At 37.1% G+C, this 15,955-nt stretch carries 14 protein-coding genes; 9 read left to right on the top strand and 5 right to left on the bottom strand.

Translation table 11 applies throughout. From position 1 onward, the window contains the following. Positions 1-120: 120 nt before the first annotated feature. On the top strand, positions 121-1,260 hold the full coding sequence (locus tag DBR39_RS23535) for a vWA domain-containing protein (RefSeq protein ID WP_124537103.1): 1,140 nt from the start codon (positions 121-123) through the stop codon (positions 1,258-1,260). A gap of 73 nt (positions 1,261-1,333) precedes the next feature. Next, the gene (locus DBR39_RS23530) at positions 1,334-2,788 is read left to right on the top strand and encodes a sigma 54-interacting transcriptional regulator (protein WP_124537102.1); all 1,455 of its coding nucleotides are present in this window, start codon (positions 1,334-1,336) and stop codon (positions 2,786-2,788) included. 97 nt (positions 2,789-2,885) lie between these two features. Here DBR39_RS23530 and DBR39_RS23525 read toward each other — a convergent pair whose 3' ends face one another. Both DBR39_RS23525 and DBR39_RS23520 read right to left on the bottom strand, forming a co-directional pair. Beyond that, positions 2,886-3,293 (bottom strand): YybH family protein, encoded by a 408-nt coding sequence (locus tag DBR39_RS23525; RefSeq protein WP_124537101.1) that lies wholly within the window; start codon positions 3,291-3,293, stop codon positions 2,886-2,888. After that, entirely contained in the window at positions 3,294-3,542 is a 249-nt protein-coding gene (locus DBR39_RS23520; protein ID WP_124537100.1) for an FUSC family protein, read from the bottom strand. 179 nt (positions 3,543-3,721) lie between these two features. On the opposite strand from DBR39_RS23520, the gene DBR39_RS23515 reads away from it, so the two are divergent. From DBR39_RS23515 to arsB, 7 genes are all read left to right on the top strand, one after another. Beyond that, positions 3,722-4,546: a GyrI-like domain-containing protein gene (locus tag DBR39_RS23515; protein WP_124537099.1), complete on the top strand. Its 825-nt coding sequence runs from the start codon at positions 3,722-3,724 to the stop codon at positions 4,544-4,546. A gap of 70 nt (positions 4,547-4,616) precedes the next feature. Further along, the gene (locus tag DBR39_RS23510) at positions 4,617-5,738 is read left to right on the top strand and encodes an agmatine/peptidylarginine deiminase (protein WP_124537098.1); all 1,122 of its coding nucleotides are present in this window, start codon (positions 4,617-4,619) and stop codon (positions 5,736-5,738) included. Positions 5,739-5,862: 124 nt separating this feature from the next. Further along, positions 5,863-6,807 carry an MBL fold metallo-hydrolase gene (locus DBR39_RS23505; RefSeq protein ID WP_124537097.1) on the top strand — a complete coding sequence of 315 codons (945 nt, stop codon included), beginning with the start codon at positions 5,863-5,865 and terminating at the stop codon, positions 6,805-6,807. A 196-nt stretch (positions 6,808-7,003) separates the two neighbouring features. Further along, positions 7,004-7,333: an ArsR/SmtB family transcription factor gene (locus DBR39_RS23500; RefSeq protein ID WP_124537096.1), complete on the top strand. Its 330-nt coding sequence runs from the start codon at positions 7,004-7,006 to the stop codon at positions 7,331-7,333. A gap of 75 nt (positions 7,334-7,408) precedes the next feature. Continuing rightward, entirely contained in the window at positions 7,409-7,879 is a 471-nt protein-coding gene (locus tag DBR39_RS23495) for a DUF6428 family protein (protein ID WP_124537095.1), read from the top strand. Positions 7,880-7,893: 14 nt separating this feature from the next. Continuing rightward, positions 7,894-8,505, top strand: coding sequence for a low molecular weight phosphatase family protein (locus tag DBR39_RS23490; protein WP_124537094.1), 612 nt, complete (start codon positions 7,894-7,896; stop codon positions 8,503-8,505). 2 nt (positions 8,506-8,507) lie between these two features. Beyond that, positions 8,508-9,542, top strand: coding sequence for an ACR3 family arsenite efflux transporter (gene arsB, locus DBR39_RS23485; RefSeq protein WP_124537093.1), 1,035 nt, complete (start codon positions 8,508-8,510; stop codon positions 9,540-9,542). A gap of 66 nt (positions 9,543-9,608) precedes the next feature. On the opposite strand, the gene DBR39_RS23480 is transcribed toward arsB, so the two are convergent. Genes DBR39_RS23480 through DBR39_RS23470 form a run of 3 tightly spaced genes read right to left on the bottom strand, consistent with a single transcriptional unit; the run spans position 9,609 to position 15,516 of the window. Beyond that, entirely contained in the window at positions 9,609-13,643 is a 4,035-nt protein-coding gene (locus tag DBR39_RS23480; protein ID WP_124537092.1) for a hypothetical protein, read from the bottom strand. Beyond that, positions 13,643-14,662: a hypothetical protein gene (locus tag DBR39_RS23475; protein ID WP_124537091.1), complete on the bottom strand. Its 1,020-nt coding sequence runs from the start codon at positions 14,660-14,662 to the stop codon at positions 13,643-13,645. The genes DBR39_RS23480 and DBR39_RS23475 overlap by 1 nt, the downstream gene beginning before the upstream one ends. A gap of 14 nt (positions 14,663-14,676) precedes the next feature. Then, positions 14,677-15,516, bottom strand: coding sequence for a hypothetical protein (locus DBR39_RS23470; protein ID WP_124537090.1), 840 nt, complete (start codon positions 15,514-15,516; stop codon positions 14,677-14,679). Positions 15,517-15,955: the final 439 nt, after the last annotated feature.

The following is a 15,955-nucleotide window of genomic DNA, read 5'->3' as shown; positions in this document are numbered from 1 at the left end:
AGATGATATTTACCTAACTTTTCGGTTTGAAATAAATTAAAGAATACAGAATATTTCAGGCCGTTTCATTACATCAGCTGAACTATTCGAAAGCAAACAGCAAAATAGCTTTATCATCTTATGACAGATAAAAATTTTAATTCTCAGAAAGGCTTTATATTCAGCAAACATGTGCCGGAGGAATTATCTCATTTCGACAGGGTCTTTGATGTTTTCAAAGATTTGCTTACCCACACCTCCGGAGATATTGAGGAAGCTTTTGAGTGGCTCGATATGCTTGACAAGGAATATGACATTTTCAATGATGAATATACCCTTCAGGATTTTGAAGAAGATTTGAAAAAAAGAGGCTATATCAGAGAAGAAGATCCGGAAGAAGGAAATACGGGAAGCGGAAAAGGTAAAAATATATTGACTCCTAAGCTGGAGGCTGCCCTTCGCGAGTACGCCTTAGACCAGATTTTTGGAAAACTGAAGAAAAACGGAGCTGGGAACCACCGTACCACAAAAACAGGAATTGGAGATGAACGGGATGGAGAAAACCGGTCCTTCCAGTATGGAGACGATTTAGCAGCCGTGAATATGACGGAAAGTCTAAAAAACGCTCAGATCAATAACGGAATTTCGGACCTTCGCCTTACAGAAGACGACCTCATCGTAGAAGAGACAAAACATAAGGCGCAGATGAGTACGGTTTTGATGATTGACATCAGCCACTCTATGATTTTATATGGTGAAGACCGCATTACCCCAGCCAAGAAGGTTGCGATGGCACTTGTGGAACTGATTAAAAGGAAATACCCAAAAGACTCTATTGATATAATTGTTTTCGGAAACGAAGCATGGCCCATCAAAATCAAAGATCTTCCCTATCTGAAAGTCGGGCCTTATCATACCAATACCGTTGCAGGTCTGGAACTGGCAATGGATATTCTTCGTAGAAAAAGGAATACCAATAAGCAGATTTTTATGATCACCGACGGAAAACCAAGCTGTATTCAGCTGCCTAGCGGAGAGTTTTATATGAACAGTTTCGGGTTGGATGAAAAAATTGTCACCCAATGTCTCAACAGAGCTGCACAAGCCAGAAAACTGAAAATTCCCATCACAACTTTTATGATTGCCCAGGATCCTTATCTGCGTCAATTTGTAGAGGAATTTACAGCTCAAAACAAAGGAAAAGCTTTCCTGACCGGGCTATCAGGTTTAGGGCAAATGATTTTTGAGGATTATGAGAAAAACAGAATAAGAAGAATATAGAGGTCAGATTTCAGACTTGCTATCCAAAATATTTACAATAAAAATCTTACCAGATAATTAGTATTACAAGAAAATGAAAAACGATATTACATTCAAAGAATTAAAAGATTCCGGATATACAGACAAAACAATCAATGAGGAAATCCAGGCGAACCTAATTGCAAGGATCAGAGCGAAAGAACCTGTTTTTGAAGGACTTTGGGGCTATGAAGACACCGTTGTTCCTCAATTGAAAAAAGCCATTCTTGCCGGTCACCATATCAATTTATTGGGATTACGGGGACAGGCAAAAACAAGAATTGCAAGAAGTATGGTCAACCTTCTGGATGAATATATGCCTATTGTAAAAGGATCTGAGATCAATGACAGCCCATTCAATCCTATTTCAAAATTTGCAAAAGATCTCATTGCCGAGCTGGGGGATAAAACGCCTGTTTCATGGGTTCACCGCTCTCACCGTTTCTATGAAAAACTGGCTACTCCGGATGTAAATGTTGCTGATTTAATTGGTGATATAGATCCCATCAAAGCAGCCACTTTAAAACTTCCTTATTCCGATGAACGTGTTTTACATTATGGAATGATTCCGCGTGCCAACCGTTCTATATTTGTGTTGAATGAATTGCCGGATTTACAGGCTAGAATTCAGGTTTCTTTATTTAATATTTTACAGGAAGGAGATATTCAGATCCGTGGGTTCCAGTTGAGAATGCCTCTTGATATTCAATTTGTATTTACAGCCAATCCCGAGGATTATACCAATAGAGGAAGCATTGTTACCCCTTTGAAAGACAGAATCGGGTCCCAGATTTTCACTCATTATCCAAAAACAATAGCGCTTGCCCGACAAATTACAGAACAGGAAGCTTTAATTTCTGCGGAAGATAAAGCACAGATACAGATTCCTGATTTTGCGAAAGACCTTCTGGAAGAAGTTGCTTTTGCAGCCCGTATTAGTGAATATGTAGATGCTAAAAGCGGTGTAAGTGCCCGTCTGACAATAAGTGCTATGGAAAACCTAGTCGCAGCAGCCAAGTTACGTTTAATTGAATCCGGTGCAGAGAAAACGACAGTCCGCTTGCTTGATTTCATGTCGATCATACCATCCATCACAGGAAAAATTGAACTGGTATACGAAGGGGAACAGGAAGGAGCAGATTATGTAGCCAAAATACTGATTGACAAAGCGGTCATTACTCAATTTGAACGTATATTCCCACGTATTTCCAAGCTGGAAAAAGAAGGAATCAAAACACCTTATACCGATCTGATCAGATGGTTCAACAAAAACCACCTGGAACTCAATTACAATGATACGGATGAAGAATTCTATGCTAAACTTGATAAGATAGAACCTCTGGTAACAGTAGTGGAAGAAAATGCATCTGAACTGAGTGCGGAAGATCAGAATTTCTGTAAAGAATTAGTTTTATGGGCATTAACTATCAGCAATAAAATTGACAAGTCTGAAAATCAGAATGTCTTCACTTTTGATTCTCCGGGAATCGGCCAATTTTTGCGCAACTAAAATCAATTTATTATTCATCAGTAAATAAATAAAACCTTCAGATTTGATCTGAAGGTTTTTTTATACTAAGAAACGTTGCTCAGCATTATTTTTAGCATTACACCATATTATCATTTTTAAATACAGCAGAACCAAAAGGGTTATCTACCAGCCACAGCCAGTTTCCGTTTTCGTGTCTTTTCATAATGCAGGAAGTATGACCTGTCATTTTTATGGGGTGTCCGTCCGGAGCATTTCCCGTCATTTCCCACTGATCCAGCCACATCGCAATATCATTGACTACCGTTATATGGGGTGTTCCTCCTTGTATATTCATTTTTAGCCTGCATATCTCATCCATTGCCAATTGTATCTCACTCAGCCCTCTCAGCTCTCTCCCATCTCTGTCAATGTATACCGCTTCCGGATGAAAACAGCTTAAAGCCCCTTTAGCATCCCCATTTTTTATACAGTCGCGAAAATACGCTACTGCACCCTCTTGTATTTGTCTGTTAAAATCCTGCATTTATTTTATATTTCGGGCATTCAATTCCTTTTCTAATGCCTTCTTGTTTTTATTCCAGCTATTCACCGCAAAAAGGGCAAAAAGAACAGGGATAAAAGTCATAAGCCCCAACCCTTTGACTATGGTACTATAAATAGCAATACCAACCAATACTCCCAGGATTACAGCATTGACAATATCATTGGATTTGGTCTTTTTTTTCTTCTCTAAGAGTTCCTGATCGGTTAAGTCTGACAATTCTTTTTCCATGGTTTGTTGAAAGCTTTTTGATTGTTATTTTAGTTTTAAAATGGCAATTTATATTGGTTTTTTTTATTTATTTCCAGTTTTTTTACCTGAAGCTAAAATACAATATTGCCAAGACATTTTTTTATTTCTTTTATTTGTAATTTATTTCATGTTACCTATTTCTGAAAATTTCAAAGCTTATGGAAGACAACCTGAATTGTATTTACAGAGTTATCAATTTCATGGAAAAGAATTATGATCAGCCTGTTTCCGTAAAGGAACTGGAAGATATTTCCCATTATTCTTACCGAAATATCCAGCGTATTTTCAAGTACAGCTGTGGAGAAACAATAGGCGCTTTTCAACAAAGACTAAAGGTAGAAAATGCCTATAAACGGATTCTGTATACCCAGGAAAACCTCACTTCCATTGCCATTGAAGTCGGTTTTTCCAATATCGCTTCTTTTTCTAAAGCTTTTAAACAGCATTTTGGGATTTCCCCAAAAGCAGCAAGATTAAGTAAGGAAAAACTTCTGTGTGAAGACGAAATCATTCCGGTAACATCTGACGAACTGCTGGAGCCGGAGATTATATATCTTAAACCGCTGCAGGTATATTATCAGAGTATTAAAACCTATTACAACAATGAAGAAATTGAGGTGCTGTGGGAAAAGTTCATGGAAAATAAATTCCCTGATGCCGGCACAGAATATTTTGGGGTTATCGCCGACGAACCTCTGATCAAAACTGAAATCAACTGCCGGTATGATTCATGCGCAACCCTGCAGTCTTACCATAAAAAACTGCCTTCAAAAATGATATTTGGCGGCAAATATGCCCGGTTTACCCATACAGGCAGCTATGAAACGATAGATGATACCTACACTAAGATCTATTCCCGCTGGATTTTTAATTCAGGGCTTGAATTTTCCCATACTCCGATCATAGAAAAGTATGAAAGGCATGCTGATCAGGGAGGTGATCAGGAAGAACAGCTGACTTATATTTTATTGCCTTTGAAGTAAGTTGGCAATTTGGGACAACTTTAAAAATTTTCACCAATCTAATTTTGCATTGTTAAAAAATAAATCAATTATGCAAAAAAAGAAAATCATGTTCCTGTTATTACCTGTTTTTTTAATGGCCTGTTCTCAAACAGAACCTATAGAGCCTCCAGGAACTACGAACCCGGGAACTCCTGTTTACAAAATGCCGGAAGAATCTGCAAAGCACGAGGGGACCTGGCTTCAATGGCCTCACCAGTATCAATATGGAACTACCTACCGTAACCGATTGGATGCAACCTGGGTAGCAATGACCAAGGAGCTGGCACAAAGTGAGAAGGTTCACATCGTTGCGTACAACGGGATAGAAAAAGACCGTATTGTAGGATTATTAAACAGTGCCGGAGTTCCGCTTACCAATATCAATTTTAAGCTTTATCCCACAGATGATTTCTGGGTAAGAGATAACGGGCCTATTTATGTGAAAGATCAAAACGGGCAGTTATTTATTCAGGATTGGGGGTTTAATGGTTGGGGCAATAAAGCAGACTATAGCAAGTGTAATACAATTCCTTCTAAGATTGCTGCAGATACCAACATTCCAAAAATTGATCTCAATTCGGTTATGATTAATGAAGGCGGAAGTGTAGAAATTGATGGAAACGGCGTATTGATGGCTTGTAAAAGTTCCATTCTAAATAGCAACAGAAATCCTGGAATGACTCAGCAGCAGGCAGAAGCAATATTTACTCAAAATTTAGGGGTTACCAAGTTTATCTGGTTGAATGGAAAAGCCGGACTTGACATTACAGATATGCACATTGACGGTTTTGCAAGATTTGCCAATTCTTCCACTATTATCACTATGAGCCCCAATGATCTGGCTTACTGGCAGGTTCCGGATGGCGATATTGACAAATTATATGATGCGACCACAAAAAATGGCTCTGCTTATCAGTTTGTAAAGGTCCCTTTGACCAGAAATGATGTGATAACCACTTACGGAAAGAATGTAGGCCGTGCCTCTTATATCAATTATTATATTGCAAATAACCGTGTATTGGTACCTAACTACAACGATCCCAATGATGCGGTTGCCAACAATATTATCCAGCAGCTTTATCCTGGTAAAACAGTAGTGGGAATAGATTGTCGTAATTTATTTGCCAATGGCGGCATGGTACATTGTGTAACCCAGCAGCAGCCTCAATAAAATGATCCTCAAATAAAGCTTGCTGATTTTCAGCAGGCTTTATTACTTCAGAATGCCAGTCACCAAAAATAGCGTAAATTTGCTCTGCCCATCTCGTAAAGGATGGTTTTCCAGTGTAAGTATTATGAAAAAAACAGCAGTTTCTTTATTAGCCCTTCTTCTGAATATCGTTTGTCAGGCACAAAATTTTGATGTTATTCCTTTAGGGATCTATGGTGGTGAGCAGGAAGACAATTTATCAGCCTATCTGGTAGGCGCACCGAAAGACAATTCATTTCTTTGTCTTGATGCCGGTACCGTAAATGCCGGGATACGAAAAGCTATTCAATTAAAAAGCCTTGACGGTTCAGCAGAAACGGTTCTTAAGGATCAGATAAAAGGATACTTTGTATCACACGGTCATTTGGATCATTTATCAGGACTTATTATCAACTCTCCGGCCGATTCTAAAAAAGATATTTTCGCGATAGCACCCGTGATTCAGATTTTGCAAAATCATTACTTTATAACAGATACCTGGATTAATTTTGCCGATCAGGGTCAAAAACCGATCCTTGGAAAGTATCATTATAATGAGCTTCAGGAAGGAACGGAGATCCCAGCACCTAAGACCCCATTTTTTATAACAGGCTATGAGCTGAGCCATGTAAATCCTTATAAAAGCAGCGCGGCATTAGTAAGAAGAGATGATCATTACCTGCTTTATCTGGGTGACACAGGCGCTGACCGCATCGAAAAGTCTGACCGTCTTGATCACCTTTGGACTACAATAGCACCCCTTGTTAAAAAAAGACAACTCAACACCATATTAATTGAAGTTTCTTTCCCCAACAGCCAGCCGGAACATCTGCTGTTCGGACACCTTACTCCTACCCTTTTGGTTGAAGAACTGAGTAAACTGAAGGAAAAAACCGGACAAGGCAGCCTTGAAGGTCTCCATATTGTAGTTACCCACAGAAAGCCTACAGGTGACAATCCTGAACTCATCAAAAAGGAATTATTGAAAAACAATCCTTTAAAAGTAAATTATGTTTTCCCTGAACAAGGCAAAAAAATTAGTTTACCCTAATAAAAGATTAATAAAAGATCAAAAGATGAAGCATAATTCTGCTTCATCTTTTTTTATATCTTGCTTTACCACTTATTTTAAAAACAGATATAAAATATTGATTTTTACATATTTAAAATTTATTTATAAAAATTAATACGTTTTGTATGGCTGCATAAAATTAATATCGTAATATTGCAATATAATAATTAAAACAATGGGAGTTACTAAAACAGAAATCTATACTGAAGAGCAAAATAAACTGGCTTCTCTGCTTAAAGTTTTGGGGCACCCTGCCAGAGTAGCCATTTTACAATACATCATTCATCAAAAAGCATGTATCTGCAATGATCTGGTTGAAGAGCTGGGTCTGGCTCAGGCTACGATCTCTCAACATTTGAAAGAACTGAAGAATATCGGGATCATCAAAGGCTCCATTGATGGGAAATCTGTCTGCTACTGCATTAATGAAAGTGTGTGGAAAGATATTCAAAATGAATTCAATATATTCTTTAATCAGGATGTTACTATAAAACAATGCTGCTAAGGCATTTTTTTTGAATTAAATCATCGTAATATTGCAATATAACATTATAATTTTAATCTTTAAATTTTAATCACTATGAGATTATCAGAAATCAAAGAAATTCTTCCTACATTGGAAAACGTTGAATTTCAATTGGAAAACGGGAGTTTTGTTCCTGAGCATTTCCATGTTACGGAAGTGGGCCAGATTATAAAAAAATTCATCGATTGTGGCGGCGTTACCAGAAATGAGACAACCGTCAACTTTCAGTTATGGGACGCTGATGATTATGAACATCGTCTGAAACCCGGGAAACTCCTTCACATCATTCAGCTTTCTGAAGAAAAACTGGGAATAGAAGACACGGAAATTGAAGTTGAATATCAGGGGGAAACCATTGGTAAATATGATTTAAGTTTTAATGGGAAAAACTTTGTCCTGAACAATAAAACCACGGCTTGCCTTGCCCAGGAAGCTTGCGGAATTCCTAATGAAAAGCAAAAGAAAAATCTGTCTGAGTTCTCTGTAAACCCTTCATCCTGCAATCCTGCTTCAGGCTGCTGCTAATACCTTAGAATGCTATGTATCAAAAATTAGTAAACACCATCCAATCTCTACAGTGGGAAAATATAGATGCTGATAGAAAGGGAGTTCTGGAACCATTGATCAGTTTCATCCAGCAAAAGGTGAATGAAAGGAAAGAAGTCAATATTAATTTTATCTGTACTCACAATTCACGCCGCAGTCATTTTTCACAAATCTGGGCGCAGGCAGCCTCTTCCTACTTTGCTATTCCGGGTGTTCATTGCTATTCCGGAGGAACAGAAACAACCGCTTTATTTCCTAAGATTGCGGAAACATTAGCCGATCAGGGGTTCAGTATTTTCATCATTGCTGAAACAGCCAATCCTGTATATACAATACAATATGATGATAATGATTTGCCTATCATAGGTTTTTCAAAAAAATACGACAGTCCTTTCAATCCTGTATCCGGATTTGCAGCGATTATGACCTGTTCACAGGCAGACGGTGGATGTCCGTTTATTCCTGGTGCTGAAAAAAGAATTCCCATCACGTTTGAGGATCCTAAAGTTGCGGACAATACTCCGGAACAGACAACAGTATATGCTGAAAGAAGCTTGCAAATTGCAGAAGAAATGTTCTATGTTTTTTCAAAAATCAACCAATAATCATGCAGCCAAGATTAAAGTTTCTTGATCGTTACCTTACTTTATGGATATTTCTGGCTATGGCTATAGGAATTGCTTTAGGGCATTTTTTCCCAGCCATTCCTGATATGATCAATTCACAATCCATAGGAACAACCAATATTCCTCTGGCGATTGGGCTCATTCTCATGATGTATCCGCCATTGGCTAAGGTTGACTATTCTCTTCTGCCATTAGCATTTCAAGATAAAAAAGTAATTGGTGTTTCCTTATTTCTCAACTGGATAATAGGGCCAGTCCTTATGTTCGGGCTCGCTATCCTTTTTTTAAGACATGAACCTGATTATATGGTGGGGCTTATCCTCATCGGGCTGGCAAGATGTATTGCAATGGTACTCGTCTGGAATGATCTGGCAAAGGGAAATAGAGAATATGCAGCTTTACTGGTTGCGTTGAACAGTATTTTTCAGGTATTTACTTACAGCTTTATGGTATGGCTGTTCATTAATGTTCTGCCTGATCAATTGGGTTTGGCCAGCTTTAATCTAAATATCTCTATGAAAGATATTACTGAAAGTGTACTCATCTACCTAGGAATTCCATTTTTGGCAGGTTTTATCAGCCGTTATATTCTGATAAGATCAAAAGGCACCGCATGGTACAACAGAAAATTTGTCCCTGTAATATCCCCCATTACATTATATGCTTTATTATTTACCATTGTACTGATGTTTAGCTTAAAGGGAAGCAAAATACTGGAACTGCCTATGGATGTGGTAAAAGTAGCCATACCGCTTATCATTTATTTTGTTTTGATGTTTTTTGTGAGCTTTCTGATCAACAAGTCATTAAAGATTCCTTATGATAGAAATGCATCTATCGCCTTTACCGCTACAGGAAACAATTTTGAACTGGCCATTGCTGTAGCGATTTCTGTATTCGGAGTTCATTCACCGCAGGCATTTGTAGGAGTCATTGGACCATTGGTAGAAGTCCCGGTATTGATATTACTCGTGAAAGCCAGTTTATTTATGAAAAAGAAGTGGTATCCTGAATAATCTTAGCGTCTGTAACAAGAAAAGCATCACTGTTTCTGTGATGCTTTTTTGTTGTAATTTCAAGTTTTAATACATTTGATTTTCTGCATATTTATAAACCGTCTTTTCATCCCAAACAAATAATTGGATAGAGGTAAATGGTTTTATTTTATATGAGGTTCCTGTGCTTTTGATGTCAAAGCCTTGTGCAGAGTGCTCGTTGGCATTTAATATCAATATTCGCTGACCTGGAAAACATTTTCCTAAGGTAAAATGCGTATTTGGATCTGTACACCTAATGACCAACATTCTATTATCAGAATCATAATATTGAACTCCAGACTGCTGTTCGATCATTCTATGAGATAATCTCATTCTATTATCTTCATTGGTAATCTCATCATCAAGATAGGCTAACTCTCCGTTTGGAATAAATAATGTATTAGGTTGTTCATCCTTTGATTTAAAGTTTTCAGTAGCTTTTACTGAACCTGAAACATTTACCTTATCTGCACCATTAGCTTTTGTACCTATACCAATCCTGTAATCTCCTCTATTGAAATTAATACCTTCCCAACCTTTATACGTACTTGAATATTTATAATACTCATCTTTTAATACCGTTAAATAGAAGTCGTCCTTTTTATTATATATACCAGATTCTCCACCATGATGATTATCAACAACAAATAATCCATTCCCTGTGATATTCGTAAACTGCTGATTTAATATAATACCGTCATTGGACATATTATTCCAATTATCAATATGACTTTGTGAAAAATCGGCGTCACTCCAAACAGTTCTCCAAAGTCCCCATCCGGTATTTCCAGAACCTGAATTATTACCTCTAAATTTCATACCATTGCCTCCTCTATCAATGGTCAACTGCTGCCTTCCATCAGATGAGTTTAGATTTAAAGTAGTAGTATAATTAAATCCTGAAGATGGAGATTCCTGCCTATAAATTCCAGATTCAGAAACTAAGTTTAAATCAGCAACATACTTTAAATTTTTAAATTTATCGTTCCAGTTGCTTATCATAGCAGTGGTAAGATTACCAGCATCCCAAATTACATTTCCCTGAAATGTTGGCCTTGTCCTTAGATGATTAACAGTACCTTGATTATCAATCGTCATAGCTATCTGAGGTCCTGCTGCAAACGAATTAGTTGTTGCAAACGCCATGGATGTACCATTCTGGTCATTACTTCTTACATATATACCAGCTTGTGCTCCACTATTAGAGAAAAACCCTATAGATCCTGTGTACTGATTATCAGTATTTGAACCACTTTCAGTTTCTACTAAAAAAGAATAGTCAGATGATGCATTAGTATTCCCCCAGCCTGTACCTGTATTTCTTGCTCTACCTTTAATAATCTTAAGTCCAGTAATATTTTGTTGTCCGTCAACATCAACAAACCTACTAATAGCCCAAGATCGAGTAGCCAAGAAGACATACCCATCTGTTTTATGATAGATGTAAGGCGCATCTGTGGATAAACCATTTGAAAATCCTAATGTTTCAGCATTTTCTGAAGAATTAACCTTATGATCAGGATTAAAATTATTAGTAGTCCAAAGCCTTTCTCCATCTGACAATAAAGGAATATTCCCTTTTTTCGTCATGACTGTTGTATTAATACCCTGCCAATACTCTAAGTGATCGCTGAATAAAGGGAAATCTATTCTATGATACCATGTATTACTTCCTGCAATGTGTAAAGAGTTACCATAAGTAGACGAAAATGCAGTACCTGAGGCCCAATCTGTAACACTTAAAGGAAAATCAGTTTTTACCGCAGCAGCATCTTGATGTCCTCCCCTTTTTGCTAAGTATTCGCTAGGATTAAAATTACTAGAAGTCCAGGGAATAGCTCCTTGAATTTTAACAACACCGCTATCTGAACTTAATAATAAATCACCATTATTTACAGCTCTAACGGCAAAATTATCTCCTGAACCTCCCCCGGAAGCGGCACCTCCATCTGCTCCCATATAAGCGATAGCTTTAGTCCCATCATACTTTTCCCAAGTCAAATAATTCCCTGTTTGTGCGGTACTTTTCCACCTCCCTAACATCGCTGGAGACTCCATATTAAAAGCACCAGTCATAGTACCGCCATCTTTTCTAAGATAGTTTCCTAACTCGGAAGCTGATACAAAAGCTGATAAATCAGAATATTCAGCAAGTCTTTTCCAAGGTGTTTGATTTCCTCCATACCAGGTTTTATAATAAACACCCTGTTCTTTAGATGTTGGTACAAATAAAGTAAATCCTAAATTTTTTGATGTCTTAGAATACCCATTAAAACTTGCAAAAGTTCCTTCAAGTGTTTTATCGGATAGCTCACCATCAAAATTAGAACCTGAGTTGGCTGTTGAAATACTTTGTAATCCATTGGGCACTAATTCAGATTGATTAGAGATACCTGCTCCTTTATTTATATGATAATAATTATCTAAGTCTGTCTGAGTTGCCGGATTAGTTAAATTATTAGTTGTCCAAAATTCCTGGAAAGTCCCCCAATCAGCAGCATCGTAATTTTGTTTTACAAAACCTATTCTATCATTATATTTAGATGAAACAATCGCTGTCGATTTTTTAACATCACTTCCTGAGTATGAAGACATCCATAAAACATCTGACCATCCAAAATTAGAATTACCCATCTGAGAACCTTCCAACATTTGTAGTTTCAATTTACCTGGCCCAAAATATATTGAATTAGGTTTTTCCTGCCCGCCTCCTATATAATCTGCACCTAGATAATTATTTGCATTGTACACTTTATGTTTCCAATCTCCTGAATTACCATCCAGTTCTGAAAATATTCTACCATTATTTTGTATAAATGTTTTAAATCCTGTAGTACTTGCATCGCCAAAGTGAAAACTAATACCTTCACCTAATATGTGGTTATTCCCTTGAAAATAAGAAAGTCCATAATTATCAGCATTAGCAAAAGACCAAATTCTATTTCTTTCATTTACTTTGTAGAATCTGTTTTGAAAACCTTCATCAGATTGAACAAAACCTTTTGAATGTATTCCATTGGCAGGAATAAATTGTGAATCAGTATAAGAAGAAGATGCCAGTAAACCACCTGATAAAATGACTTGCGCAGCATTTCCATTCAGTCCGCCTATAGGTTTATCTGAATCCAAGGCCCAATACCCGCCAACATTTTTCTTTTCCCAAAATATATTTTCAGAAACAAGTTCTTCTTTTGTAAGGAGATGTTTAAGATTGATTTGAAGTCTTTTTGTCCCTCCCGGGTCTGGATTATCCGAAACTGAAATAACCCGGTTTCTACCCTGGTCTAGCCCTCCATATCCAGAAGTTAATTTCGCATCAAATCCTTGCCAATACCCTAATCTTGGAAACCAGAAAGTTAGTTTTCCATTAGAATTTAATGCAATAACATAATTGAAATAAGACAGTGTAGAATATCCACCTTCAGAAATTATAGTATCATTGTAAATATAACCCTGAAGCTTAAAGTCCAATGGTAAATAATTTCCATTACTGTACATATTCCCTTTCATTTCCAGAAGGAACTGCTCTCCATAAGTAACTGAATAGTCTACATCAGTTTCAATTAAAGTACCGCTGGCAAAATCTCGTGATGAATGAATATAAGAATCTTCTTTCTTTCTGCTATCATAGTCAGCCCCACCTCCAGTTAAAAAGTAGTTATTAGAAGAGCCATTCTTTCTAAATCCTTCAGCTTTTACATGTTCATAATGATTACTCGTTCCCACTCCAAAATGAAATCCATCATTTCTTAGAGTAAGAGTAGAAGATACAAATCCTGTTTTCCAGAATGTAATACCTGGCTCTGATCCATCATCACTTCTCACCCATAGATTATTGGCATATTCGTTTGGCAAACCAAAACTCATAAAAGATTTTTGACCATGTACAAACTGATTGGTACTTAAAGTCATTACATCTAAATCAGCAATAATCTCAGCTTTTGTTCTTTGAGATATTTTCTTTGTAGTGGGGTTCCAAACCAATACAGAACCTGCATCGTTTGGAACACTTTTCACAATGATTTCGCCTTCTACAGCGATGTGATTGTTAAAATATTCAGGTGCTATTAGTGATGCCATTAATCAAGTCTTGCGGTTAAAGTAATTCTATATTCATCTTGAGTAAGAGGAGCCAGAACGTCTATTCGTACATCATTGGCAGAGGTCGTTACACAGCTTACATTTATTTTTCTATTATCCGTAGTACGGTAACAGATATAATCAACATTCCAGGTGTTCCAGTTATGATTAATGGGAAAAGTAACGGAAGAACCATCTCCAATCAGCACTGTTTTAGATTTGATTTTTGCATCCAAAACAACTTTTGTAGATCTTGGAGTCATTGCTTTAAGGGCATCTGTTCCCACAATAGCTTCAGCTTCTGTAGCGATTTGAATGAGGCCTTTAACACCCTCTGTGGCATCTACAATGTCAGGAATTCCTTTTTCTATAATCTGATAATTTTTAGGAACATTTGAAGCATTATCAGTATTAGCAATAAGATGGTCGCCAATAGAAACAGGCTCATTGCCAACCCAGCCATTTGCGGTAATAACCCACACCATTCCTGTTTTAATGACACCTGAGGTAATGGGTAACGGCGCTGTCATTGAGCCTTTAACGGTAGAAGGAATATACCCTCCCGGCTGATAAATCAACGCTCCTGTAAGGCTTTGCCCCACCAGGTTTTCGATATAAGTTTTAATCTTATTGGATGACCATGTAAATGTACCTGACTGTACGGCATCATTCAGAAAAATAGAGACAATATCTGCATTGGTAAGATTTCGACCTGCTATTTTGATAACATGTCCTGAACTATTGGTCAGTATCTGACTTAGCAATAGAAGTCCGCTTGTTTGATCCGTTTGAAATGGATTATTGGTCAGTGGATAATCAGGGTGTACGTAATTTTGGGCCAGATTAATCCATTTTGTTCCGTTCCATTGGTGCAGCTCACTTTTATAATCAATTATCCAGCCTGGGAGCGCTTTATCTGTACTGGGAAGCGTATCAAAATATTGAAAGCGGGTATGTTGAAGCTCTCCAAAAAAATTATCCTGATGGGCGTTATTACTTATTACTGCGTTATTATTCATGTTTTTTTATTTTTTTATGGTTTAACTTTTAAAATGAGAATGTTAATGGGATGAGCGATGTCGCCAAACATCTTAATCTCTATGGTTTGGTTGGTTGCGTAATCGTCAATATTTATTTTTTTGCCTGTAACGCTGTCCCGGGCCTGAATGATCACATTTTCTGTTTCAAGGGTGTTGGGAAATACTGTACTTTCTGTGACTTGTACCACTGCACTTGTAGGAGTCTGTGATATCAACAAAACCTTATCATAGATTTTCTTATTAAATTCCTGTTGATTTTTCGGGCTGCCTACCCCATCATAGTCAAGCAACAGCTTTACTTTATCTTCACTCGTTTGCCCAGAAAGAGCCTTTAAAGCCTCAATATCTTCACGGCTTTTCTTAATGAAATCCACGATTTCCTGAAGTTCATCTAAAGACAGATCATTGGATAACAGCAATTTTTTAATATTTTCTATCTTCAGGGCTAAGTCTTTATCAACATTTTTCAGTTCATTAACAAAACCATCTATCTGTATTTTAGTGTACGCATTACCCAACTGATCAGAACTATCAACCGTAGCAACATTGCTGATTCCCAGTTTACTTTTCCAGCTAGTAACATGAGCTGGGGTTAGATTACCCGCATTCAGTAAAGCCAAATATTCCGAATGGGCTTTTGGGTCTTTTAAATGCGCCTGAAATGCCTCTGCACTGGCAAATAATTGAAAAATGTCCTCAAATCCCTCAATACTTCCCATAGGGATTTGGTCATCCTTATGGTAAAAAGATGAAAATGTTTCTTTAAACTGCGCTTCTGTTGGAAAATCTCCAGTTTCAAACCAACTGAAAATTGTATGTAATGGTGTACTCATGTGTTTTTTGAAAAATTGCTTTTGATAAATTGATAAGTGGAGAAAGATCGATATTATTCACAGCCTGATCGCCTTGAATGGAATTCCATAGTTCCTGAAATCAATGATTATTCAGAGCTCAAAGTTCAGATTTATTCAGCTGTTATAAAAGTTTTTTGACCTTCTTATTCTGTAGTTGCAGCATCCTTTATTTTTCTGAAATCGGATGATACAGCTTCATAGTTTCAATGTTCAAAATTCCTTTTTTTAAAATTCCTGTGAAAGTTTTTTGGCCTCTCCATTCTGTAGTTGCAGTAAGTCTACTGTACATCTAAAAAAATATAAAGAAGCCTTTTTCAATAGTTTCATTATTTCTTTCAAATAATAATACGGGGTAAAGATGTACTGAAAGTTCCTTTAAAAATCAACGGATGTATGCTTATGGTAAAAAAGGCCCGGA

Origin of the sequence: Chryseobacterium sp. KBW03 (genome assembly GCF_003852415.1) — a bacterium.
In the GTDB taxonomy this organism is placed as follows: Bacteria; Bacteroidota; Bacteroidia; order Flavobacteriales; family Weeksellaceae; genus Chryseobacterium; species Chryseobacterium viscerum.
Note: the sequence above shows the minus strand (reverse complement) of the source record. Positions and strands in the feature narration are given on the sequence as shown.

Coding starts and splice junctions, on each gene's coding strand:
- DBR39_RS23525 (WP_124537101.1), bottom strand. CDS start 3,293: ATGCAGGATTTTAACAGACAAATACAAGAGGGTGCAGTAGCGTATTTT.
- DBR39_RS23490 (WP_124537094.1), top strand. CDS start 7,894: ATGTATCAAAAATTAGTAAACACCATCCAATCTCTACAGTGGGAAAAT.
- DBR39_RS23505 (WP_124537097.1), top strand. CDS start 5,863: ATGAAAAAAACAGCAGTTTCTTTATTAGCCCTTCTTCTGAATATCGTT.
- DBR39_RS23480 (WP_124537092.1), bottom strand. CDS start 13,643: ATGGCATCACTAATAGCACCTGAATATTTTAACAATCACATCGCTGTA.
- arsB (WP_124537093.1), top strand. CDS start 8,508: ATGCAGCCAAGATTAAAGTTTCTTGATCGTTACCTTACTTTATGGATA.
- DBR39_RS23500 (WP_124537096.1), top strand. CDS start 7,004: ATGGGAGTTACTAAAACAGAAATCTATACTGAAGAGCAAAATAAACTG.
- DBR39_RS23475 (WP_124537091.1), bottom strand. CDS start 14,662: ATGAATAATAACGCAGTAATAAGTAATAACGCCCATCAGGATAATTTT.
- DBR39_RS23515 (WP_124537099.1), top strand. CDS start 3,722: ATGGAAGACAACCTGAATTGTATTTACAGAGTTATCAATTTCATGGAA.
- DBR39_RS23495 (WP_124537095.1), top strand. CDS start 7,409: ATGAGATTATCAGAAATCAAAGAAATTCTTCCTACATTGGAAAACGTT.
- DBR39_RS23520 (WP_124537100.1), bottom strand. CDS start 3,542: ATGGAAAAAGAATTGTCAGACTTAACCGATCAGGAACTCTTAGAGAAG.
- DBR39_RS23510 (WP_124537098.1), top strand. CDS start 4,617: ATGCAAAAAAAGAAAATCATGTTCCTGTTATTACCTGTTTTTTTAATG.
- DBR39_RS23535 (WP_124537103.1), top strand. CDS start 121: ATGACAGATAAAAATTTTAATTCTCAGAAAGGCTTTATATTCAGCAAA.
- DBR39_RS23530 (WP_124537102.1), top strand. CDS start 1,334: ATGAAAAACGATATTACATTCAAAGAATTAAAAGATTCCGGATATACA.
- DBR39_RS23470 (WP_124537090.1), bottom strand. CDS start 15,516: ATGAGTACACCATTACATACAATTTTCAGTTGGTTTGAAACTGGAGAT.